This window comes from Acetobacter aceti, from assembly GCF_002005445.1.
Taxonomy (GTDB): domain Bacteria; phylum Pseudomonadota; class Alphaproteobacteria; order Acetobacterales; family Acetobacteraceae; genus Acetobacter; species Acetobacter aceti_B.
The window spans coordinates 972,308-993,361 of record NZ_CP014692.1 but is presented as its reverse complement, the minus strand read 5'-3'; the positions used below and the strand labels follow the sequence as shown (position 1 = coordinate 993,361).

At 57.2% G+C, this 21,054-nt stretch carries 15 protein-coding genes and 2 pseudogenes; 6 read left to right on the top strand and 11 right to left on the bottom strand.

Annotated features, from left to right (window positions below):
* From A0U92_RS04545 to A0U92_RS04500, 10 genes are all read right to left on the bottom strand, one after another.
* Nucleotides 1-2,052: an FAD-dependent oxidoreductase gene (locus A0U92_RS04545; RefSeq protein ID WP_077812196.1), complete on the bottom strand. Its 2,052-nt coding sequence runs from the start codon at nucleotides 2,050-2,052 to the stop codon at nucleotides 1-3.
* Nucleotides 2,049-3,047: a GlxA family transcriptional regulator gene (locus A0U92_RS04540; RefSeq protein ID WP_077812195.1), complete on the bottom strand. Its 999-nt coding sequence runs from the start codon at nucleotides 3,045-3,047 to the stop codon at nucleotides 2,049-2,051. The genes A0U92_RS04545 and A0U92_RS04540 overlap by 4 nt, the downstream gene beginning before the upstream one ends.
* 2 nt (nucleotides 3,048-3,049) lie before the next feature.
* The gene (locus A0U92_RS04535) at nucleotides 3,050-4,156 is read right to left on the bottom strand and encodes an FAD-binding oxidoreductase (protein WP_077812194.1); all 1,107 of its coding nucleotides are present in this window, start codon (nucleotides 4,154-4,156) and stop codon (nucleotides 3,050-3,052) included.
* Nucleotides 4,153-5,409 (bottom strand): aromatic ring-hydroxylating oxygenase subunit alpha, encoded by a 1,257-nt coding sequence (locus A0U92_RS04530; protein ID WP_077812193.1) that lies wholly within the window; start codon nucleotides 5,407-5,409, stop codon nucleotides 4,153-4,155. The genes A0U92_RS04535 and A0U92_RS04530 overlap by 4 nt, the downstream gene beginning before the upstream one ends.
* 203 nt (nucleotides 5,410-5,612) lie before the next feature.
* Complete coding sequence (locus A0U92_RS04525) at nucleotides 5,613-6,983, bottom strand: L-serine ammonia-lyase (protein ID WP_077812192.1); 1,371 nt, start codon at nucleotides 6,981-6,983, stop codon at nucleotides 5,613-5,615.
* A 234-nt stretch (nucleotides 6,984-7,217) separates the two neighbouring features.
* Nucleotides 7,218-7,757, bottom strand: coding sequence for a sarcosine oxidase subunit gamma (locus tag A0U92_RS04520; RefSeq protein WP_077812191.1), 540 nt, complete (start codon nucleotides 7,755-7,757; stop codon nucleotides 7,218-7,220).
* Nucleotides 7,750-10,770, bottom strand: a complete 3,021-nt coding sequence (locus A0U92_RS04515; protein WP_077812190.1) for a sarcosine oxidase subunit alpha family protein — start codon at nucleotides 10,768-10,770, stop codon at nucleotides 7,750-7,752. Before A0U92_RS04515 ends, A0U92_RS04520 begins: the two co-directional genes overlap by 8 nt.
* Nucleotides 10,767-11,072 carry a sarcosine oxidase subunit delta gene (locus A0U92_RS04510; RefSeq protein WP_077812189.1) on the bottom strand — a complete coding sequence of 102 codons (306 nt, stop codon included), beginning with the start codon at nucleotides 11,070-11,072 and terminating at the stop codon, nucleotides 10,767-10,769. Before A0U92_RS04510 ends, A0U92_RS04515 begins: the two co-directional genes overlap by 4 nt.
* Before the next feature lie 87 nt (nucleotides 11,073-11,159).
* Complete coding sequence (locus A0U92_RS04505) at nucleotides 11,160-12,416, bottom strand: sarcosine oxidase subunit beta family protein (protein ID WP_077812188.1); 1,257 nt, start codon at nucleotides 12,414-12,416, stop codon at nucleotides 11,160-11,162.
* 346 nt (nucleotides 12,417-12,762) lie between these two features.
* On the bottom strand, nucleotides 12,763-13,113 hold the full coding sequence (locus A0U92_RS04500) for a RidA family protein (protein WP_077812187.1): 351 nt from the start codon (nucleotides 13,111-13,113) through the stop codon (nucleotides 12,763-12,765).
* A gap of 319 nt (nucleotides 13,114-13,432) precedes the next feature.
* On the opposite strand from A0U92_RS04500, the gene A0U92_RS04495 reads away from it, so the two are divergent.
* The 3 genes from A0U92_RS04495 (at nucleotide 13,433) to A0U92_RS04485 (ending at nucleotide 16,896) form a co-directional block, all read left to right on the top strand.
* A complete protein-coding gene (locus tag A0U92_RS04495) occupies nucleotides 13,433-14,248 on the top strand; it encodes a glycosyltransferase family 32 protein (protein ID WP_187668867.1) in 816 nt (271 codons plus the stop codon).
* A gap of 71 nt (nucleotides 14,249-14,319) precedes the next feature.
* Complete coding sequence (locus A0U92_RS04490; protein ID WP_077812185.1) at nucleotides 14,320-16,062, top strand: glycoside hydrolase family 32 protein; 1,743 nt, start codon at nucleotides 14,320-14,322, stop codon at nucleotides 16,060-16,062.
* Between the two features lie 81 nt (nucleotides 16,063-16,143).
* Nucleotides 16,144-16,896 carry a 5,10-methylenetetrahydrofolate reductase gene (locus A0U92_RS04485; protein ID WP_077812184.1) on the top strand — a complete coding sequence of 251 codons (753 nt, stop codon included), beginning with the start codon at nucleotides 16,144-16,146 and terminating at the stop codon, nucleotides 16,894-16,896.
* A 596-nt stretch (nucleotides 16,897-17,492) separates the two neighbouring features.
* On the opposite strand, the pseudogene A0U92_RS18205 reads toward A0U92_RS04485, so the two are convergent.
* Nucleotides 17,493-17,610, bottom strand: a pseudogene (locus A0U92_RS18205) (IS630 family transposase); the annotation flags it as partial.
* A gap of 283 nt (nucleotides 17,611-17,893) precedes the next feature.
* Here A0U92_RS18205 and A0U92_RS17965 point away from each other — a divergent pair.
* The 3 genes and pseudogenes from A0U92_RS17965 to A0U92_RS04465 all read left to right on the top strand — a co-directional run.
* Nucleotides 17,894-18,284: pseudogene (locus A0U92_RS17965) on the top strand (transposase); the annotation flags it as partial.
* Between the two features lie 328 nt (nucleotides 18,285-18,612).
* Nucleotides 18,613-20,028, top strand: coding sequence for a lipopolysaccharide biosynthesis protein (locus tag A0U92_RS04470; RefSeq protein WP_077812182.1), 1,416 nt, complete (start codon nucleotides 18,613-18,615; stop codon nucleotides 20,026-20,028).
* A 64-nt stretch (nucleotides 20,029-20,092) separates the two neighbouring features.
* Nucleotides 20,093-21,010, top strand: coding sequence for a glucosamine inositolphosphorylceramide transferase family protein (locus A0U92_RS04465; RefSeq protein WP_077812181.1), 918 nt, complete (start codon nucleotides 20,093-20,095; stop codon nucleotides 21,008-21,010).
* Nucleotides 21,011-21,054: the final 44 nt, after the last annotated feature.

The window sequence follows — 21,054 nt, the reverse complement described above, 5'->3', positions numbered from 1 at the left end:
TCAGAAATCCTTGCAGAGACGGAGCGCGTCATAAAGCGCCGCATGAATATTGCGTCCGGCCACGGCGTCACCAATGCGGAACAGGGCGTATTCGCCGCTTTTCAGTCCCTCGACGGCGGGTTGCGTCCGTCCCTGCAAAAGCGTCGGAAGATCGGTCTGCCCGTGGTTGGTGGAGCCTTCCTTCAGTTCCATGTAGAGCGCGTCACGCGGAAGGGTGCCGCACTCGACGATGACATGATCGACAAGACGCTCTTCTTCCGTGTCCGTCATGGTGTTGCGCAGGACAGCGACCAGACGGTTGCCTTCCCGGGTGACTTCCCGCAGTTCCATGTTCGGTGACATGACGATACCGAGTTTGTACATCTCCCTCAGATGGATCGGCTGGTTGGTCGTGCCAACTTCCTGCGCGATCAGACGGTCATGTGTCGCCATTTCCACAAAGCATCCACGCGTCGCCATGACCTCCGCCACGGAAGCGGCATTGTGCTGACCCATTTCGTCAAACAGAAGAACACTGCCTGAAGGATTAACGGCGCCGGATAGCACATCCACCGTGGTGTGAATGAGGTCAGCGCCTTCAAACTCGCCCCGCCATGCGCTGCCGCCGGTGGCGACGATGACAATATCCGGTTTTTCCAGACGCACCATTTCGGCGGTAGCCTCGGCGCCCGTGCGCACATCGACACCCAGCTTGCGCACCTGCCCGTCCAGCCAGCGCACGATCCCTGTCAGCGCCTCACGCCATGTCGCTTTCGCGGCAAGATTGACCTGCCCGCCGGTCTCGTTCTCACGTTCGAACAGCACGACACTGTGACCGCGCAGGGCGCAGACGCGGGCGGCTTCCAGTCCGGCCACACCGCCACCGATGATGGCGACCCTGTGCCTCGTTCCCGTCGTCGGCTGAACGTCGTGCGGCATGGTCGCTTCACGTCCCGTCGCGGCGTTTTGCAGGCAGAGCGCGTCACCACCGACATAGATGCGATCAATGCAGTAACCCGCACCGACACACTGGCGGATATCGTCCGCACGCCCTGCCGCGAGTTTGTTCACGATATGCGGGTCCGCGATATGGGCGCGGGTCATGGCGACCATATCGATATGCCCTTCCGCTATGGCGCGGGCTGCCGTCGCCACGTCCATGATGCGCTGGGCGTGAAACACCGGTACATCGGCTTCACGCTTGATGGCGCTGGCGAGATGCAGAAACGGCGCAACCGGGAATGACATGTTCGGCAGGCTGACGGCGTGCGACATCTCGTCACGGGCCTGCCCACCGATGACATTGACGAAATCCACCAGCCCGCGTGACGCATAATCGGTCGCGATTGTCAGACAATCCTGCTGGGACAGGCCATTCTGCAGCATCTCGTTGCCCGACATCCGCATGCCGACGACAAAATCCTCGCCCACCGCCTCACGGATGGCCGTGAGCACCTCAACGCCGAACCGCATGCGGTTTTCCAGCGACCCACCGTACTGATCGACACGATCGTTGGCGGACGGGCTCCAGAACTGGTCAAGCAGATGACCATGTGCGCCGGAGATTTCCAGCCCGTCCAGTCCGCCTTGCTTGCAGCGCACGGCCGCATCGGCAAAAGACCTGACCACACGACGGATATCCTCGATCTCCATTTCCTTCGGCATGGAACGGGAAGCCGGTTCACGACGCGGAGATGGGCCTATGACCGGCAGCCACGCATCGGTGTCCCAGCGTGTGCGCCGCCCCATATGGGTGATCTGGATCATCAGTTTCGCACCGTGCCCGTGCACGCGGTCCGAGAACTGCTGAAAGAAGGGAATCACGCTGTCATCAACGACGGAGACCTGATTCCAGGGGGTGGCCGGACTGTCATGGTCGACCGAAGACGAGCCTCCGAACATGGTCAGGCCGATGCCGCCCTTCGCCTTCTCGGCGTGATAGAGCTGATAGCGCTCCTGCGGCTTGCCGTCCTTGCCATAGCCCGGCGCATGGCTCGTGCTCATGACACGGTTGCGGATCACCATGTTTCTGATCCGCAGAGGCTTGAACAGGGCTTCGATATTGGAGCTCATGCGGACATATCCATGGTTGAAGTCTGTCTGGGGGAGCCTTCTTTCCGCCGCCGTTCGTCACGTGGCGGGCAACCGAAGCGGCTGCGATAGGCTGAACTGAAATGCGAGCTGGACACAAAGCCGCAGGCCGTTCCGATATCGGTGACCGACATCGTCGTCTGACGGAGCAGACGGCGGGCGCGTTCCAGACGCACTCCGACGAGATAGGCGGCCGGCGTGACGCCTGCGTGGCGACGAAAAATCCGCTCCAATTGCCGCACCGACAGATGGGCGGCCCCGGCGATCTCCTCGATCCGCAGCGGCCTGTCACTCTCCCGCTCGATCAGGCTGAGCGCTCTGGCCATCGCTTCCGGTGTTCCCGGAGGTACCGGTATCGGCTGCCGCTCATCACCCGACCGGTCGCGGTCAAGAAGAAACTGCGTGGAGATTTCATTGACCCGCGCCATACCGTAACGGGAAGCGATGATTTTCAGCATCATATCGAGTGGCGCGAGACCGCCCGTGCAGGTCAACCGGTTGCGATCGATGACGAAAAGATCGTCGGTGATGTCGATTTCCGGAAATTCCTCGCGGATCGAAGAGAGGTTTTCCCAGTGTATGGCGCTGCGATAGCCCCGAAGCAGCCCCGCTTCCGCAAGAGCGAACGTGCCGGTGCAGAGCGCACCGAGGGCAACACCCTGACGGGCCTGCTGCCGCAGCCATGTCAGCAATGTCGGGCCTGTCGCGGCACGGACATCTACACCGCCGCAGACAAAGACAACATCCGGGCGGGACACTTCCTTTACGGAGTGGGTCGGAGTGAGCGAGAGACCGTTACTGGACAGAACAGCATCCCCATCCAGTGACAGCACGGACCAGATATAGATTTCCTCGCCTGCCAGCCTGTTGGCCATCCGCAGCGCCTCAATGGCGTTACTCACGGCGATCATCGAATAGCCTGACAGCGTCAGGAAACCGAAGCATCGGAAGCTGCTGAGATCAGGCGAAGCAGACATGATCAGCGTTCGATCACCACGTCGCTGGTGGGCTTTGAACAGCAGATCAGGATCATGCCCATATCGACTTCACGCTGGCGGATACCGCCCTCGTGCTTCATTTCCACCGTACCTGACACAAGCTTGCACTTGCAGGTGCCACACAGACCTTTTCCGCAGGAGGCTGGAACACGCATCCCCTCTGCACGGGCAGCGGAAAGGATATTGGTGTCCGCGCCGCATTCGATCTCACGACGGCTTTTTGTAAAGTTCACCTTGTATGTCGTCTCGCCTGGCTCCGGAGCCGCGAAAGCATCTTCAAGTTCGCCCTGCATCAGCGTGGCGAAATCGAAGCTCTCTTCGTGATGGCGGGTCATGTCGAAACCGCTGTCTGCAAGCAGCGTACGAACCGCCGTCATATAGGGCGCAGGACCGCAGACATAGACTTCGCGCTCCAGAAAATCAGGAGCGATCAATGGCAGCATTGGAGCGACAAGCCGTCCGCGCAGCCCCGTCCAGCGAACGGAGGGCGTATCGCTCTCACAGACCGTGGAAGCGCGAAAGCCGGACCAGCGCTGCTCCATCAGCGCCAGTTCCCGCGCGAAAATCAGATCATCGGGGCTACGGGCGCTGTGGAGAAACACCACATCCGCCTCCCCACCGAGATCCATCAGCGTGCGGGACATGGACATCATCGGCGTTATCCCGCTTCCCCCTGACAAAAAAAGAAATTTTTTCGATGAACTGTCAGCGCAGGTAAACTCTCCAGCCGGTCCCGCAACCTTTACTTCCATCCCCGGTTGCAGAGTATCGTGCAGCCAGTTCGAAACTGGACCTTTCTCCACCCGCTTTACGGTAATCGACACGCGGTCCGGTCGGGTTGGCGCGGAAGAAAGTGTATAGCTTCGGTTTATCTCCTCTCCCGATGGGCCGCATGGAAGAGAAAACGTCATGAACTGGCCGGGCAGATAGCAAAAACGGCGCGCCTGTGGAGCGGAAAACACGAATGTCTTCACATCGTGCGTTTCGTCGATGACCTGACGACAGACAAGCACTTCATCCCGCTCCGGATTCCATAAAGGAGCGGAAGCCAGACCGTTCAATTCCGCAAGCACGCCGTTTACCGTCATGCCAGAGCTGCTTTCATACGACCAATGTACCACGCAGCGAATTTTTCAACGAGACCCTCCGTATAAGGAGAATAAGGTCCGGCCTCGAAGGCGGGATCAGTCGCACCCTGCTGGGAAATCTCGACAAGATCCGCATCCTGCTGGTTCGTGGCCTGCCAGACTTCCGTCAGACGTTGCAGATCATAATCAACGCCTTCGACCGCATCTTTGTGCACGAGCCACTTCGTACGCACCAGCGTCGTGCTGGCGTCCAGCGGAAACACGGCGAAGGTGACAATGTGATCGCCCATGAAATGATGCCATGAATTCGGCTGCGTCCAGAAAGACAGACCACCGATCGCCTTGTCCTTCAGATCACCCAGCGGAACGCTGCAGGCTGCTTTGGTGTCCAGTGTCTGGCTCTCACCAGAGCGATCGATCGGCAGACGTTCGGTCCGGAAACCCGTGACCATATCATCAAGATGCTCGACCTCACGGGACGGAAGCCCCTCACCCTCCCAACGCGCATGGCATGTGGTGGCCAGTTCCGCATAACGCTGTGCGTCGCGCTGACTGTCCTCATCCAGCGTTCCGGGCGCATAGCCGAAGCCATAGGCAAAAAGCGGAATGGTCAGTTCAGGGTGGTTCGGACCGCAGTGATAGCACTCGCGGTTGTTTTCCAGAGTGAGCTTCCAGTTTCCTTTCTCGATGAGATCGGACTCGAACGCCACCCGTGTGTTTTTCAGATCGTGCGGCGCAAGATACGGCTCCATGACACGGGCCATGTCCTCGATATCTTCCGGCGGGTTTTCAGCAAGACAGATAAAGATCAGCCCGGCAACAGAACGCACCGCCACCTTTTTCAGGCCACGACATTTGGGGTCGAAATCTTCCCCCATATGCTCGGCAAATTTCAGCGCGCCATCAATCCCGTAGGTCCATGAGTGATAGGGACAGACGATGTTTCCGATCATCGTCTTGCCTTCGGGAATCATCCTGGCACCACGATGACGGCAGACATTATGGAAAGCCCGAATCGCATCATCATCGTCGCGCGTGATGATCACGGAAGATTTTCCGATATTGACGACTATTGCGTCACCAGGTTCGGCAACATCCGGCTCGACGGCGACATAAATCCAGTGCTGACCGAAAATATGCTTCATGTCTTCATTGAAGATGTCCTCATCCGTGTAGAACGGTGCTTCAAGAGCGAAACCCGGCTTGCGTCGGGCAAGGAGTGTTTTGAGCATTTCTTCTGTTTGACCGGACATGACGGTGTTTCCTTCCCGAGCCGACTCTGGTTCAACACGCTCAGTATGCGACTTTTAGAAAATTTTAATTTCCGAATTACGACATATTTTTATATCGTAACGACTTTGATGTGAAACTGTCCAACCCAAAAGATTAAAGGGCTTCAACTTACAGGCTTACTTACGATTTTATCGTTTTATATCATAATGATAATAGAAACGAATCAGCACTCGGGAAAGCGGACCGCCAGACCGCCAAGCGAGGTCTCCTTGTAGCGGCTGCTCATATCTTTTCCGGTCTCATACATTGTCTTGATCACGTCATCGAGAGAAACGTGATGCGAACCATCTCCGCGCATGGCCAGCGAAGCCGCATTGATCGCCTTGATCGCTCCGAAAGCATTACGTTCGATGCACGGAATCTGCACCAGCCCCCCCACAGGGTCGCACGTCATGCCGAGGTGATGCTCCATTCCGATCTCCGCCGCGTTCTCAACCTGTGCCGCGCCGGCTCCCAAAGCAGCGGACAGACCCGCCGCCGCCATGGAACAGGCAACGCCCACCTCCCCCTGACAACCTACCTCCGCACCGGAAATGGAGGCATTCCGTTTGAACAGGCCGCCGATAGCGACGGCGGTCAGCAGAAAATCACGTTCACCGGCTCGTGATGCCCCTGCGCTGTACTCACGATAATACCTGAGCACAGCGGGGACGACACCAGCCGCACCATTTGTCGGAGCGGTGACGATGCGCCCACCCGCCGCGTTCTCTTCATTGACCGCAATGGCGAAGAGACTGACCCAGTCCATGATCTCATGGGCCGTGCGAACATTGCGGAACCGATCTGCCTCCAGACGATCACGGATGGCCGGTGCGCGCCGCTGCACGCCGAGACGACCGGGCAGCACTCCCTCCGTAATCATCCCACGGTCAATGCACGCCATCATCACGTCAATGATGCGATCCACATAGGCCAGAACCTCTTCCGCGGGACGCAGGACGCTCTCATTGGCCAGCACGATCTCGGGAATACTGAGGCCACTGCGTCGCGCGCAGGCCAGCAGCTGTGCGCCGCTGCGGAAATCGAACGGCACATTGACGTTCTGTGGCACTGCCTCCGCGTTCTTGTCTTCAGGCACGACGAAACCACCACCAATCGAGCAGTAACGCCGGATCAGAACAGCCTTTCCTTCCCCATCCGTGGCGAGAAACTGGAGCGTGTTCGGATGGACGGGAGGGATCGTTTCCTTGTCAAAGACGATGTCCGTGTCAGGATCGAAGGTGAAAATACAGCCACGCGGGCCAAGCTCATGCGTTTCACGCGCACGCGCAAGAACGGCCTCGGCCTCATCCGGGTCGACCCTATCGGGATGCAGTCCGCCCAAGCCGAGAATAACAGCCCGATCGGTAGCATGACCCACTCCCGTCCAGGCCAGGGACCCATAAAGCGTGGCGCGGACGTGCAGGGGGTGAACCGCCTCATCCGCCAGCATAGCCAGTTCAGTGACGAATTCCGCAGCGGCCTTCATTGGACCGACCGTGTGAGAAGAGGAAGGTCCAATGCCGATCTTGAAGATTTCAAAAACACTGATCATGGCGAACTTTCCGATATACTTTTACGCGGTCCGTTCAGAACAGACGACGAAAGTGCCGTGCGGACCATCCCTGCAAAGAACGTTCCCCGCCCAAAACGCATCTTGTGAAACGACTTGATAAACCTCGAAACCACGCTCCAACAGATGAACATGGCTTCGATTATTTACTTAGAGAAACACCACAATATTATACGCTTTTCCAGACAATCCTCGAAAACCGGCAACTTCAGGACATTACCAGGCCGCGTCGAGCGCCGCTGCATCCATCATGGATGACATATACGGTCCAAAGGATCGCCATACCTCCAGATGAAACGTATTTTCACCCGTACGCCAGATCATGCCGTCCGCCTTGCCAAACAGCGTGCGCGTGACCATCCCGACCGGGAAGGACCGCTCCCGCATATCCAGCGGACTCAATGTCGCCAGCGTGTCGCGCAGCTTTTCACCTTCCAGCGTCCAGCCGATCTGACGCTCTGAAACCTCCACCAGACTGTTCGGCACCGTGCCGAGATAAGTCGTGACGGCTTCAGGCAATCCGGCCTCGCCTGTAATGATAAACAGCTCCTGCGGCGCGAGACGCAGCAACGTACAGTCACCAACCGTCACGGACTTCAGCATCGCCGGGACTTCGGACAGACCGAAAGCCATCGCCGCACCTTCGAGTGTGCCTTTCCGTCCCTGAAGGGCGAAGCGACGCCCTCCCTTGAGCGGGGTGGCTGTGAACCCGGCGCGGGAGACAGCCAGTGAGTTGGGGGCAAGTGCGTCAGACATTGAGGCGGGCTCCTTCCGCGTCATAAAACACCGGGCTGGTCACGGTGACCGGGATCACCTTGTCTTCCATCGGCACATAGAGGGTCTGGCCCATGCGGGCGCGACCACCGGACACCATGGCGAGCGCGATGGACCGGCCCAGCGTGGCGCTGTGGTAGGACGAGGTGACATGTCCGATCTTGCTCATCGGGATGACCTCATCCGGGCTGGCGACAAGCTGCGCGCCCTCTTCCAGCACTTCCTGCGGCGCCTGCGTGTAGAGTCCGACAAGCTGGTAGCGGTCCGGGTCCTGCATCGCCGGAAGAACCAGCGAGCGCTTGCCCACGAAGTCCTTCTTCAGCTTGCTGACCGCCCAGCCGCAACCCGCGTCGTCCGGGGTGGCCGTGCCGTCAGTTTCCTGCCCGACAATGATGTAGCCTTTCTCGGCGCGCAGGACGTGCATCGTCTCCGTGCCGTAAGGCGTCATGTCGTAGGCTTTGCCTGCTTCCCAGATACGTTCCCACACTTCCAGCGCACGGCTTGGCGGCACGTTCACCTCGAAACCAAGCTCACCGGAGAAACTGACGCGGAACAGACGCATCGGAATACCGCCGATGGTGCCTTCCACGACGCTCATATGCGGCATCGTGGCGTGCGAGATGTCGAGACCGTCCACGAGCGGGGCGAGAACCTCACGCGCCTTCGGCCCCTGCACGGCGATGACCGCCCACTCTTCCGAGGTGGAAGTCAGCCACACATCAAGATCCTGCCATTCGGTCTGGAGGTAATCCTCCATCATGTTCAGAACGCCCGCTGCGCCGCCTGTCGTGGTGGTGACATGGAAGCGGTCCGTTGCGATGCGACCGACGACACCGTCATCATAGACGAAGCCGTTTTCACGACACATCAGACCGTAACGGCATTTGCCGACACCCAGCTTGGTCCAGGCGTTGACATACATCCGGTTCATGAACTCGGCGGCGTCAGGTCCGACGACCTCGATCTTGCCCAGCGTGGTGGCGTCAAAGATGCCGACGCTCTTGCGGACAGCGAGGCACTCACGGGCCACGGCGGCGTCCATGTCCTCACCCGGCTGCGGGAAGTAGCGGGCGCGACGCCACAGGCTGACATCCTCGAAGACCGCGCCCTTGCTGCGCGCCCAGGGATCGATCGGCGTGCGACGATCCGGATCGAACAGATTGCCCCGCTCATGACCGCTGAACGCACCGAACGTGACAGGCGTATAAGGGGCGCGGAACGTGGTGAGACCGATCTGCTGCTTCGGACGACCAAGGGCATTGGAGGCGATGCCGAGTGCGTTGAGGTTCGAGGTCTTGCCCTGATCGGTGGCCATGCCGGTCGTCGTGTAGCGCTTGATATGCTCGATCGACTGGAAGCCCTCGCGCACGGCCAGTTTCACATCCTTGGCCGTCACGTCGTTCTGATAATCGACGAACGCCATGGCCATCAGACCTTTGCCACGACGAGGCAGAGCGCCGGTGAAACCACCGCGACCAATGGCGTCACTGCTCACTTCCCACAAGGGAAGATCAACTTCACCCTCGAAACCTGCGTCTTTCGCCGCTGCGGCACCGGCTTTCAGACCATCGGCCAGCACTTCGCCAAGGTCATAGATCCCCCGGCAGGACCCGGTCGAACGCTCCGCCTGGGCGGACTCGCCGGGCAGATAGGTGTCGAGATCAGCGTTGTAGATGACCTTGCCCTTTGACTGGGAGAACAGATGCAGACTCGGCGTCCAGCCACCCGCCATCAGCAGCAGGTCGCAACTGTAGTTTTTGCCCTCGCCTACATCGCCGCCCGGCAGAACCGGAGCGAGTTCGACGCTGTGAATACGCTGCGAACCGTGCGCGCGCTGAACCGTGCTGTTGGTCAGCACCGTGACGCCCGCGGCCTTTGCCTTGCGGAACAGTTCGGAGTCCGGCTTGGGACGAATATCGACGATGGCCGCGATCTTCACGCCCGCCTCAAGCAGATCGAGCGCCACGCGATAGGCGCTGTCATCCGCCGTGGCGATGACCGCCTTACGGCCACAGGCAACACCATACCGGTTGAGATAGGTCTGAGCCGCACTAGCGAGCATGACGCCGGGACGGTCATTGCCCTCGAACACCAGCGGACGCTCGATCGCACCGGATGCGATAACCACCTGCTTCGCGCGCACCTGCCACAGACGCTCGCGCGGCGTGGCCGGGTTGGGCGCGCCCAGATGATCGGTCATACGCTCGTTGAGCGCCACCATGTTATGCGGGCCGTAGTTGAAGACCGTGGTGCGGGTAAACATCCGCACGTTAGGCAGCTTCTTCAGTTCGGCGACCGTGCGCTCGACCCACTCGGCGACAGGCAGACCATCGATGCGGGACGTACGGTCAGACAGCAGACTGCCACCAAACTCCGCCGTCTCGTCAGCGATCATCACTTCCGCACCGGCCTTCGCCGCTGCAAGAGCTGCCGCCAGACCGGATACGCCGCCACCGGCCACCAGCACGTCACAGAACGTGTACTGGAAGGCATAGTGATCCGGATCGGGTTCGGTCGGGGCCACACCCAGACCGGCTGAACGACGGATGACCGGTTCATAGACCTTGGTCCAGAAATTCCGTGGCCACATAAAGGTCTTGTAGTAGAATCCCGACGGCAGCAATGGAGACGCCAGATTGTTCACCGCCCCCATGTCGAACTGAAGGCAGGGGAAACGGTTCTGGCTCTGCGCCTTCAGGCCGTCATAGATTTCGACCTGCGTGGCGACGAGGTTTGGTGTCTGCAACGCTGGGCCGGAACCGATCGCGACAATGGCGTTCGGCTCATCGGAACCGGCAGAGATCGGGCCACGCGGACGGTGATATTTGAAGGATCGGCCCATCAGGTGAACGCCGTTCGCCAAGAGAGCCGAGGCGAGCGTATCGCCCTCGAATCCTTCAAAGCTGCGACCATCAAACGTGAAGCGCACCGGGCGACGCGAATTGACACGACCGCGACCGGGAATGCGACCAGAAGCGCGGGACAAACGGCTCATCGTGCAGCCTCCGCAGCCTGTTCCGGAGTGACTTCCGGACGCGGCTGTCCGATTTCATAGGTGACAACGAAACGGTCCGTCCGTGTGTCACGGATGGCGTTGAAGAAGCGGTTGCAGCCGTGGGCATGACGCCACCGCTCGGCGATCAGCCCCTTCGGATTGTCGCGCATGTAGAGAAACTGAGCCCATTCCTCATCGGTCAGGCTCATGGGATCCAGCGGGCGGTCGATATGAGCCTCGCCCCCGTTTGAAAATTCGACTTCGGCTCGTTCCCCGCAATACGGGCAGCGGATCAGCAGCATGATGCACTCGCTCCTCGGAGCAGACCGGATGTGAAAACTCGCGCCATTATCGGCGTTGGTTCATGAAGCATAAGGCGGGACACCATATCAGTGCGCCACCGCCGCCGCCGCCGCTTCGTCGATCATCACGCCGTCACGGAAACGCTCAATGGTGAAGGGCGCATTGATCGGATGTGGCTCGTTCTTCGCGATGGTCCAGGCAAACAGGTTCGCCGCACCCGGCGTCGCCTTGAAGCCGCCCGTTCCCCAGCCGCAGTTGACGTAAAGCCCCGGCACCGACGTCTTCGCCGTGATCGGCGAGCGATCCGGAGTGTTGTCCGTGATTCCACCCCACGAACGCATCATGCGCAGACGGCGGAACATCGGGAACAGCTCACAGATCGCCGCGAGCGTCTCGGCCGGAATATGCAGCCCGCCCCGCTGGGTATAGGACACATAGGAGTCCGTGCCCGCGCCGATCACCATCTCGCCTTTGTCAGACTGGCTGATATAGGCGTGAATGGTGTTGGACATGACGATGGTGGGGAAAGCAGGCTTCACCGGCTCGGAGACAAGGGCCTGAAGCGGATTGCTCTGCAGAGGCACGCGGATGCCCGCCATAGCCATGACCACAGAACTGTGACCCGCCGCCGAGACAGCGACCTTCTTCGCGTTGACCGTGCCTTTCGTGGTTTCGACGCCGGTCACAGCGCCGTCCGGACCACGATTGATGCCGGTCACTTCGCAATTCTCGATGATGTCCACGCCCATGTCACTGGCGGCGCGGGCGAAGCCCCACGCCACGGCGTCATGACGGGCCGTGCCGGCGCGACGCTGGAGCGAAGCGCCAAGGACCGGATAACGGATGTTCGGCGAGATGTTCAGCGGCGGACAGAACTCCTTCGCCTCCTCCGCCGACAGCCACTCATTGTCGATTCCGTTCAGGCGATTGGCATGAACGTGGCGCTTGAACACCTGCACGTCATGTACGGTGTGCGCCACCATCAGGCATCCGCGCTGACTGAACATGACGTTATAGTTCAGTTCCTGCGAGAGATTTTCCCACAGTTTCAGCGAGTGCTCATAATAGGAGGAGCTTTCGTCGAACAGGTAATTCGAGCGGATGATGGTGGTGTTACGGGCAGTATTGCCACCCGCCAGCCAGCCACGCTCAATCACGGCGATGTTGCGCAGCCCATGCTGTTTGGCGAGGTAATACGCCGCACCGAGTCCGTGGCCGCCGCCGCCGACAATGATGATATCATAAGCCTTCTTTGGCTGCTCGACGGAGCGCCATTGCGGCTTCCAGCCCAGATGGCCACCGAGAGCCTTCCTGGCCAGGGAAAGAGCAGAAAATCGTTCCATATCCGTCCCGCATCACAACAGGTTCATGACACGACCATGCGCCCCGAAAGCAGGAATCGCTGTTCCGGATCAGACGGGAAACTTGAATAAATACGACACAGTGAAAATTTTTTTCGCATTCGAAATGAATAGCACCGAGAAACCTCTCGCCGCAGAGGTTCTCGAAAAAGATAAATTGATAAAATGATGCTTCTGATTACAGGAACATATAGCGAGACCGGAAAAACCTCAGTTCCCGAAACGGGCGCGGCGCCACCTGACAACTCTCTTCGGATAAGGAACATTATCCAAAATACGGCAGAAAAAGCCTCCCACCCGCACAAAACCGGCGGGTGGGAGAGACTTCTTATTTCGTGGTGACCAGCATGATCTCAACGAGCATCTTCGGGTCAGCCATGACAGCCTGCACGCAGGCGCGGGCCGGAGCACCGTTCTCCGGCAGCCATGCGCTCCAGACTTCGTTCAGCGCTGTGCGGTCATTGATGTCTTTCAGCCAGATCTGGGCCTGCAGGATACGGGTCTTGTCCGTGCCATGCTCTTCCAGAAGCGCATCAAGCTGCTCAAGGATGTCCTGTGTCTGGCCCTTGGCGTCTTTCGTGAGATCACGGGCGACCATGCCCTGTGTGAAAACAAAGCCGTGATATTCGACGGCCTTGGACAGAATCTGGTTTGGTTCTGTGCGAAGGATCTTGCTCATGGTGCCATCTCTCTTTCTTTATGACGGGTGAACCGGCGCATACTTAACAAACTTGCACGTCGTATCACAATCGACGGCAGTTATGACAATTGAGCCACCCCAGCGCCACAGCCCGGCACCACAGTTCTGTTCGATCGTCCCGGCTTCCGGACCGTCAGAGAGTCCCGGTCCCGATGGAGAATGTTCTTCTTCACACGTTGACAATAAACCCTGCCTTACAAAGCTGGCGTCCCGATGAGTCTCACTGTGCTTTTCAATCTTCATGGAAGACCTATAGTGAGCACTCTGGAAGAAACACGAAATTCGCACGAGAATGTCCTTGACCCCTGATGCCCCGCCCCAACTCTCCGCCGTCTATCGTGGCGAGAAAATGCCCTGTTTCAGGCTGCTGGCATCCGGCATAGAGAGTGGCTGGCTTCCTCAGGTCAGACCGGCACTCGGCGACGCGCTACCGGAAGGCATTCCCCAGCGGATCGCTCAATACTGGCATGCCCCTGCCCTGCCGGAAGAAGTGCAGCGCGCCGTGGAAACCATGAAGGCGTATAATCCGGGCTTTGCACATCATCTGGTCTGCGATGAATCCGCCAGAACCTTCATCCAGCAGCATTACGGAGAGGAAAAAGCGCGCCTGTTCGACGCCTGTTTTCACGCCACGATGCGCTCTGACTTCTGGCGTCTGTGCGATCTTTACGAATACGGCGGCATCTATGTCGATGTGGACACCACAGCGCATGCTCCTCTGGCCCGGATCGCTGCTGGAGCAGATTTCAACTGCATGCTGACCTATGCCGTCGGTGAGCCCTGGTGCATCAACAATGGTTTCCTCATCGCGACACCCAGAAACGCGGTGATACACGCTATCCTGACACTGATGTTCGACAACGTCTCACGCTTTGTCCGCACCGGTCAGTTTGAAAATGTCTGGGTCGAGACGGGGCCCGGTGTCACCACAATGGCGACCATGCGCTGGCTGGCAAAACAGTCTGTCGATCACAACATTTCGCCTGCCGCGAGCGGGCTGATATTCCGACCATATGCCGCCGTCACGGAAGCTTTCAATGACGCGGATATGGCCTACAAATCGCGTCCTGAAGGAAACTGGCGGGGCGCCACCCCCTCCGGCCGAACGCGGTAGCCCATCCCGATACTGCCCGTGCCTTTCGGTTGACAGACGAAAGAACCTGTCCGCACTCTGAAGCCAGCCCGATGCCAGATAAAAAACACTCACGGTCAAAACCTGCCAGTCCGGGACGCCGTGCGGCTCTGTCTTCCCTCGTTACTCTTGGCGCGACCGGCTGTCTTGCCGGAATGGCCCATGCTGCCGAAACGACGGGAACGCCCTCTACACCCACAACACCTCTTCCTCCGAAGGCTCCTGATCACACGCATGACGCCGAGCCGAACGCCTCGCACCCCTCCCCGGCCGATCAACCAGGAAGCGCGTTGATGCATCCCGCAACGGAAACGCCTGCCGACACGCTGTATCGTCCCTCGGTCCATTTCAGCCCGACCACAGGCTTCATGAACGATCCGAACGGACTGGTGTTCGATGGCACACGCTATCACCTCTATTACCAGTATGATCCGTTCGCGCCGTATGCGGGTCATGTTCACTGGGGCCACGCCACCAGCGCGGATCTTCTCCACTGGCAGGATCAGCCAATCGCCATTCCCGAGACCGGGGCTGGCGAAGCCTATACGGGTTGCGCTGTCTTCGATGAGAAGAATACATCCGGTCTGTTCGCATCCGGAGAAAGCGGCATTGTCGCGCTCTACACGCGGGCCAGTCCCACCGAACAGGCGCAGTATCTCGCCGTCAGCAAGGATCAGGGACAGACATTCACGGAATACGGGCACAACCCCGTTCTCGATATCGGCAGCAACTCCTTTCGTGATCCGCAGGTGATCTTCCATAAGCCCACAGAGCAGTGGGTCATGGTGGTTGCGAAATCCCGTCTGCACCAGATTGCGTTCTACGCCTCCACAGACCTGATCCACTGGGTCCATCTCAGTGATTTCGGCCCCTCCGGTCTGTTCGGCGTCGATTACGAATGTCCCAACCTGCTTGAAGTGTCTGTCGAAGGTGGTGGCGCACGCTGGGTTCTGTTCGTCTCCGTCAATCCGGGCGCACCGTTGGGCGGCAGCACCACCCAGTATTTCATCGGCAGCTTTGACGGCTCGCGTTTCACACCAGATGACACCGTGATCGGCCTGACGGACTTCGCCAAGGATGCCTACGCGCTTCAGGTCTACAGCAACATGCCGAAAGACGAGGCCGTCTCGATCGCCTGGCTCGGTAACTGGCAATACTGTCAGGAACTGCCGACCCGGACATGGCGCGGGGCTATGACCCTGCCACGCACCATGACTCTGAAACGGGATTTCGCCGGCTGGCTGCGTCTGGCCCAGCAGCCGCGTGGCGTGGAGACCCTGTGGGACAGATCGCTCGCTTTTCAGCCACGCCGACTGGCTGCCGGAACCAGTGTGCAGACCGCCATTCCGGACGGTGTAGCGCTTGATCTGAGCCTGAGCGCGACCGTGGATGAACGTCTCGCCGGATTACCGCCCGGAGACAAGGGACGCACCGGACGATTTGTCATCACGTTCGGCAACGAAGAGGGTGAAGCGCTTACAATAGGATTCGATGCCTTTTCCGGCCAGCTCTGGCTGGATCGCGGCACTCTGCGCGGCTTCTCACAGCCGTTCTTTACCGGGGAGTTCTCGACCGTCCTCAACCCTGATGACCGGCATTTCACCATCCGCATCATTCTCGATGCGAGCACGATCGAAATCTTCGCCAATGGCGGTCTCTCAGTCGGCACAGCCTTGATCTATCCTTCAGCTCCCCTGACTTTTCTTCGTCTTGAAACATCTGGAGCCGGAGCGGCGGTGGACAGCATCAGCCTCCACACACTTCACAAGACCATGGATCGGGAAACGTCGATCTGAGACATCATCATGACGGTTTTACGCAAAGTCTCCAATCCGCTATAATGTGTGCATGATTACGCTTTACGGAAGGCATCCAGAATGAGTCGCGTCTCCATTGAACTCATTCCTCGCAATGCGGAGGCTCTCACACGGGACATTCAGGAGTTGCGCGAATGTCTGCCCTTCGTCGACACGATCAATATTCCTGATATCCAGCGGTTTTCGCTCCGCAGCTGGGACGCAGCCCGGATGGTGCAGCGTAATTTCAGTTCCGTAATCCCGCATATCCGCGCCATTGATATTGATCCGAAAGGACCGCTGCCTGGCCTGGACACACCAGGTCTGAGCGAAATCCTGATCATTCAGGGCGATCCTCCTGCCGACCTGAGTCGGCGCGTGTATCCCAACACGTCGGATTCAATCATCCGACGTTATGCACGTGAAGCGCCGCATCTGAAAATCTACGCCGCGTTTGACCCCTATCGACGCGCTCCCTATCGGGAACTTGAAGAAGTCGCTCGCAAACGCGATGCAGGTGCCTGTGGATTCTTCACACAGCCTCTCTTTGATACGCGCATGCTTGATCTCTGCCGGGAATGGCTACGGGATGAGACCGTTTTCTGGGGATTTTCCCCCGTGATCGGTCCGAAATCCCGTTCTTATTGGGAAACGACCAATCACATTATCTTCCCGCATGACTTTGACCCTACTCTGGAAAGCAATCTGCGTTTTGCCAGACAGGCGATCGCGGAAGTCCGCGCTGAAGGAGATTCAGTCTATCTGATGCCTCTGAGGATCAAACTATCAAATTACCTCAGCCCACTTGCTGATGTAATGAAGAAAATAGAATAGCATTAAGGGGGCTCTCTCCCCACAACAAGAAAATACAATATTTTGCGTATTATAGCACTATAATGCACATGAGATCCTGCCAGCCTTCTTAAGAAGATATGGAATTCCATAATCACCAAATATGGAGCCAATGCATTTCTTCATCTCATCAAGAGGAATTCCTGCACTGATTATGTACAGAGATTAACTACTTTGACCAAGACAAATAAAAGAGCATTCCTGTGCTTCGCTAAGCCATGTTCTGGCGACACCTGCAACAGGAACGCTTCCGTTCAGGTCATCGTAAAGATACGCACCAAGTCCATTTCTCTGTAAGCAGGCAAACTGACACCGACAGGGATCCCCCCGAGCGTCCGTTCAGTTTCACGCAACCGCCGTGTTAGCATGAGCAAAACGTCCGCATCACAGCACGGAACGCAAAGACTGCACCAAAACACCAAATTCCTGCCCAATTTTCTGGTCATAAGAAATCAGCCAAGCTATTAGGGTAATGTTAGTCAGTATCCTTTAGTCAGGTCGGAGGGTCAGCTCTGTTTCGTGTGTCGCAGCACAGAAGGAGGGCTGGCCTTTTATCTGATTTTGCTTCTCACCTGACACTGCCAGACATTTTCGACCGGACTGAACTCAGGCGCGAGTAACAGTAGAAAGATCAGAGTGACGTTGCTGGGCATTTTGAATCCAGACCGTAGTATGCCATTCAGCGCGATTAAGCAGGAAGGCAGTTCGAGTGTCTTTTGCCTTCAATATGAGATTTCCTTGATGCTGCCGTTGTATGCTGACCGCAGTGGTGAACGCGAACGTCAGGCCAGCGACCTTGCCGCACACAGCGTGCACATCCGACTCCACACCGCAAGCCGCTTCAACTCAGAGGCCAACCAGTAAGTCTGCAACTCCACCAACGCCATTCGATCATTTCACATACGGGTCAGACGCTACACCCTTTGGTCTTACTTCAATTCGAAGTCATGCTGTAAAGCACAATCATTAGACCATTTGGCACGGCCACTGGAAAACAACGACTCTCATTGAGGGTCTGCGGCTGAGCGGCCTCGTAGCGCCCATAGTGCTGGACAGTCCGATCAACGGTCACAGCTTCCAGACCTATGTCGAGCGTGTGCTCGTGCCCGACCTTGCGTTCTGGCGATATCGTCATCATGGACAATCTCGGCTCACACAAGGGGCCGGACTTGCAGGCCGCGATCGAGGCGGTGGGTGCCAGCCTGCAGTTTCTGCCGCCATACAAGCCCCGACTTCAACCCGATCGAGATGGCCTTCTCCAAGCTCAAAACCCCTCTGCGCCGCGCAGCCGAACGCACCCCGATGCTCTTTGGGACCGTATCGGCATGCTGATCGATCAGGTCTCGCCAGCAGAATGCGCCAATTTCTTCGCTTTATCTTTCTGGAGCGGATCAGTGCGACCGTATGAGCAGTTCAGCGGGGTAATATCCTCACACGGATCAAAACGCAGAGAAAAGTCACCCTGACAACCATCAATCAAAACGCCACAATCCTGAAATCAGGAAACAGGAGTGCAAAAAACGGTTCTTCGATCCCTTCAGATTTAGGTTTTGATCAGAATAAAAAAACATAAAACCATTATAGAAAATTATTTTACAATTTTATTATAGTAATATTCATATTTTATACGTTATATAATATATTTAAATAACCATTATACATGAATAATAAGATTTTCATCATAATCTATACGCAAATATGGACCGCATTTTCCATACACCGACAATTGCTGTAGAAGCCGCGTTCAGGCCTTATGGTATGGGAAAACGTATGAACCACAGTCACAATGCTGTTTTTGTTCGTATTTTGGGAAATACCGGCATTCTGATCGGTAGTCGTGTGGTCAACGCCGTATGCAGTTTTGTCTATGTCGCCTGGACGACCCAGACACTGGGCTTGCGAGACTTTGGCGTCATGCTGCTTGTCACCACCTTTGCCGCCATGGTGTGCGACATCACGCACCTGCAATCGTGGCAATCCCTTCTGCATTACGGCGCTCGCTATTTTGAACAAAAGCAGTTTGACCGGTTTTATGAGGTGCTTGCCTTCTGCATCCGTGTGGATTTTATCAGCGGTCTCGTCGGCGCAGTGACCGGACTGATGGGTGTAGCCTTGCTGGGAACCTCCTTTATGGGATGGACTCCGCAAGTTCAGCTAGATGCTGCTTTGTGCATGCTGACCATTTTTTTCATGAACACAGGCTGGTCAACCGGCATGCTACGATTGTGCAATCGTTTCAAACTTGTGCCAGTTTATGAATTTTTAACAACATGTGTACGCACGGCAGGCACAGCTTTCGGCTTTGTCTATCATCTAGGCATTGGCTATTTTCTGCTTGTCTGGTCTCTGACGCAGTTAACCATGTTTGTGTCCTGCAGCTGCGCTGGAGTGTATCTGGTCAAAAAACAAACCGGTGGTTTCCCTTCCCTCTCCCGTATTGTTTTTGGCAGAATAAACATTCCGGACATATGGCCTTACACAATCAAGACAAGTGTGAATCAGGTTCTGGAATCCTTTTTCGCACAAGGCGCCACACTACTGATCGGCAGCAGGCTCGGAGCAAGCGAGGCTGCAGTTTATAAAATTGCCGGGCAGATCAGCAACGGACTGGCCAAACCCGCGCAACTGATGATTCCCACACTTTATCCCGAATTCATTCGCCTGCGTGATGCGGACGACTGGCAGGGCATACGCATCGTTATCTTCAAGATATTTGGACTTATCCTCGCATTTTCAGCACTGTCGATTGTTCTGGCAGCAACAGTCGGCAATCGCCTATTTTCTTACATGTTGCATGATGTCTGGGCTGGTCAGAAAACCATACTTCTGCTGCTTGTTGGCCGCTCCTTACTGAATATCTGCCTGATCCCGCTAGAGCCATTTCTTGTCATGATCAATCGGATTTCTATTCTCCTGCGGTGGCGTATTATCGTGATGTGCTTTTATTTTCCATTGCTTTTTGTCTTCATGCAGCTTGGTGGTATCAAGGGTGCATCGCTGGAGGAGCTTCTGGCCTCATTGGTAATGTTTGTGGTCTGCGCACTCCCCGTCCTGCGCCTGCTCAACAACAGGGTCGCCCGATCACAGCCTGCAGATCAGAACACACTCGGCTGAGCAGAGCATACCGCGTATCTCAGGACGCTCTCAATCCAACCGAACAGTCAAGGAATATGCCATCATGGGACTGCGAAAAGACATCTGGCGTATCGGCATTGTAGACAGTCCCCTGCCTGCGATTCTTGAACGCGGCACGCTTGAGGATCTGCCGGTTGTCTGGACTCCTCCCATGCGCAGCTTCTGCTTTCGCGCAGACCCGTTCGGCTTGTGGCGCGATGGCAGGTTGCATATTTTCGTTGAGGATTATGACCACCGCGTACGCGTGGGTTCCATAGATGTCTTTATCTATGATGCGGCATTTCGCCTTCAAGAGCAGCGTAAGGCGCTCCAGACCCCCTGGCATCTCTCCTACCCTTATGTTTTTGAGGCGGATGAGCAGACATGGATGCTCCCCGAGGCTCATCGTTCAGGCAAACTCACACTGTATCGGGCCATCAACTTTCCCGATCAGTGGGAGGAAGCAGCCGTTATTCCACTTGGAGAAGATATTGCTGTAGACGCAACGCCCTTCTTCTATAACGGGTTGTGGTGGCTGTTCTACACGCCCGCCAGACGTCCGGCGGCCCCGATAGGCGAGCTCCATCTCGCCTATGCGCCAGATATCTCTGGCCCTTGGCAGCGCCATCCGTCCAACCCCGTCAGAATGGACAATGCGAGCACCCGTCCCGGAGGCACCCCCTGCGTGATTGACGGTAAGGTTGTCTTGCCTGTGCAGGACTGCACCCATACCTATGGCGGGGCTATTCGTCCCCTGATCTTTGATGAACTGACCCCGGAGCGGGTGAGGACTCATGCAGGCCCGGCCATTCTGACGCCCTCAAGCTATGCACCCTACACAGAAGGCATGCACACGTTAGCAGCCGCAGGAAACGTGACGCTAATTGACGTCAAATACACAAACCTGTCTGTCCACGGGGTTGGCCTGCAAGCTTGGCGCGAAGTCAAAAAACTGGTCCGCAAGATGTCATCGCCAACTTGATTCAAGTATTTTTATATAATATCAAAAGGACATGACCACTGGTT

Excerpts from the sequence above, each read along its gene's own strand:
- A0U92_RS04485 (WP_077812184.1), top strand. The coding sequence starts at position 16,144 with ATGAGTCGCGTCTCCATTGAACTCATTCCTCGCAATGCGGAGGCTCTC.
- A0U92_RS04535 (WP_077812194.1), bottom strand. The coding sequence starts at position 4,156 with ATGACGGTAAACGGCGTGCTTGCGGAATTGAACGGTCTGGCTTCCGCT.
- A0U92_RS04505 (WP_077812188.1), bottom strand. The coding sequence starts at position 12,416 with ATGGAACGATTTTCTGCTCTTTCCCTGGCCAGGAAGGCTCTCGGTGGC.
- A0U92_RS04545 (WP_077812196.1), bottom strand. The coding sequence starts at position 2,052 with ATGAGCTCCAATATCGAAGCCCTGTTCAAGCCTCTGCGGATCAGAAAC.
- A0U92_RS04500 (WP_077812187.1), bottom strand. The coding sequence starts at position 13,113 with ATGAGCAAGATCCTTCGCACAGAACCAAACCAGATTCTGTCCAAGGCC.
- A0U92_RS04540 (WP_077812195.1), bottom strand. The coding sequence starts at position 3,047 with ATGTCTGCTTCGCCTGATCTCAGCAGCTTCCGATGCTTCGGTTTCCTG.
- A0U92_RS04490 (WP_077812185.1), top strand. The coding sequence starts at position 14,320 with ATGCCAGATAAAAAACACTCACGGTCAAAACCTGCCAGTCCGGGACGC.
- A0U92_RS04520 (WP_077812191.1), bottom strand. The coding sequence starts at position 7,757 with ATGTCTGACGCACTTGCCCCCAACTCACTGGCTGTCTCCCGCGCCGGG.
- A0U92_RS04470 (WP_077812182.1), top strand. The coding sequence starts at position 18,613 with ATGGACCGCATTTTCCATACACCGACAATTGCTGTAGAAGCCGCGTTC.
- A0U92_RS04510 (WP_077812189.1), bottom strand. The coding sequence starts at position 11,072 with ATGCTGCTGATCCGCTGCCCGTATTGCGGGGAACGAGCCGAAGTCGAA.
- A0U92_RS04530 (WP_077812193.1), bottom strand. The coding sequence starts at position 5,409 with ATGTCCGGTCAAACAGAAGAAATGCTCAAAACACTCCTTGCCCGACGC.
- A0U92_RS04465 (WP_077812181.1), top strand. The coding sequence starts at position 20,093 with ATGGGACTGCGAAAAGACATCTGGCGTATCGGCATTGTAGACAGTCCC.
- A0U92_RS04515 (WP_077812190.1), bottom strand. The coding sequence starts at position 10,770 with ATGAGCCGTTTGTCCCGCGCTTCTGGTCGCATTCCCGGTCGCGGTCGT.
- A0U92_RS04525 (WP_077812192.1), bottom strand. The coding sequence starts at position 6,983 with ATGATCAGTGTTTTTGAAATCTTCAAGATCGGCATTGGACCTTCCTCT.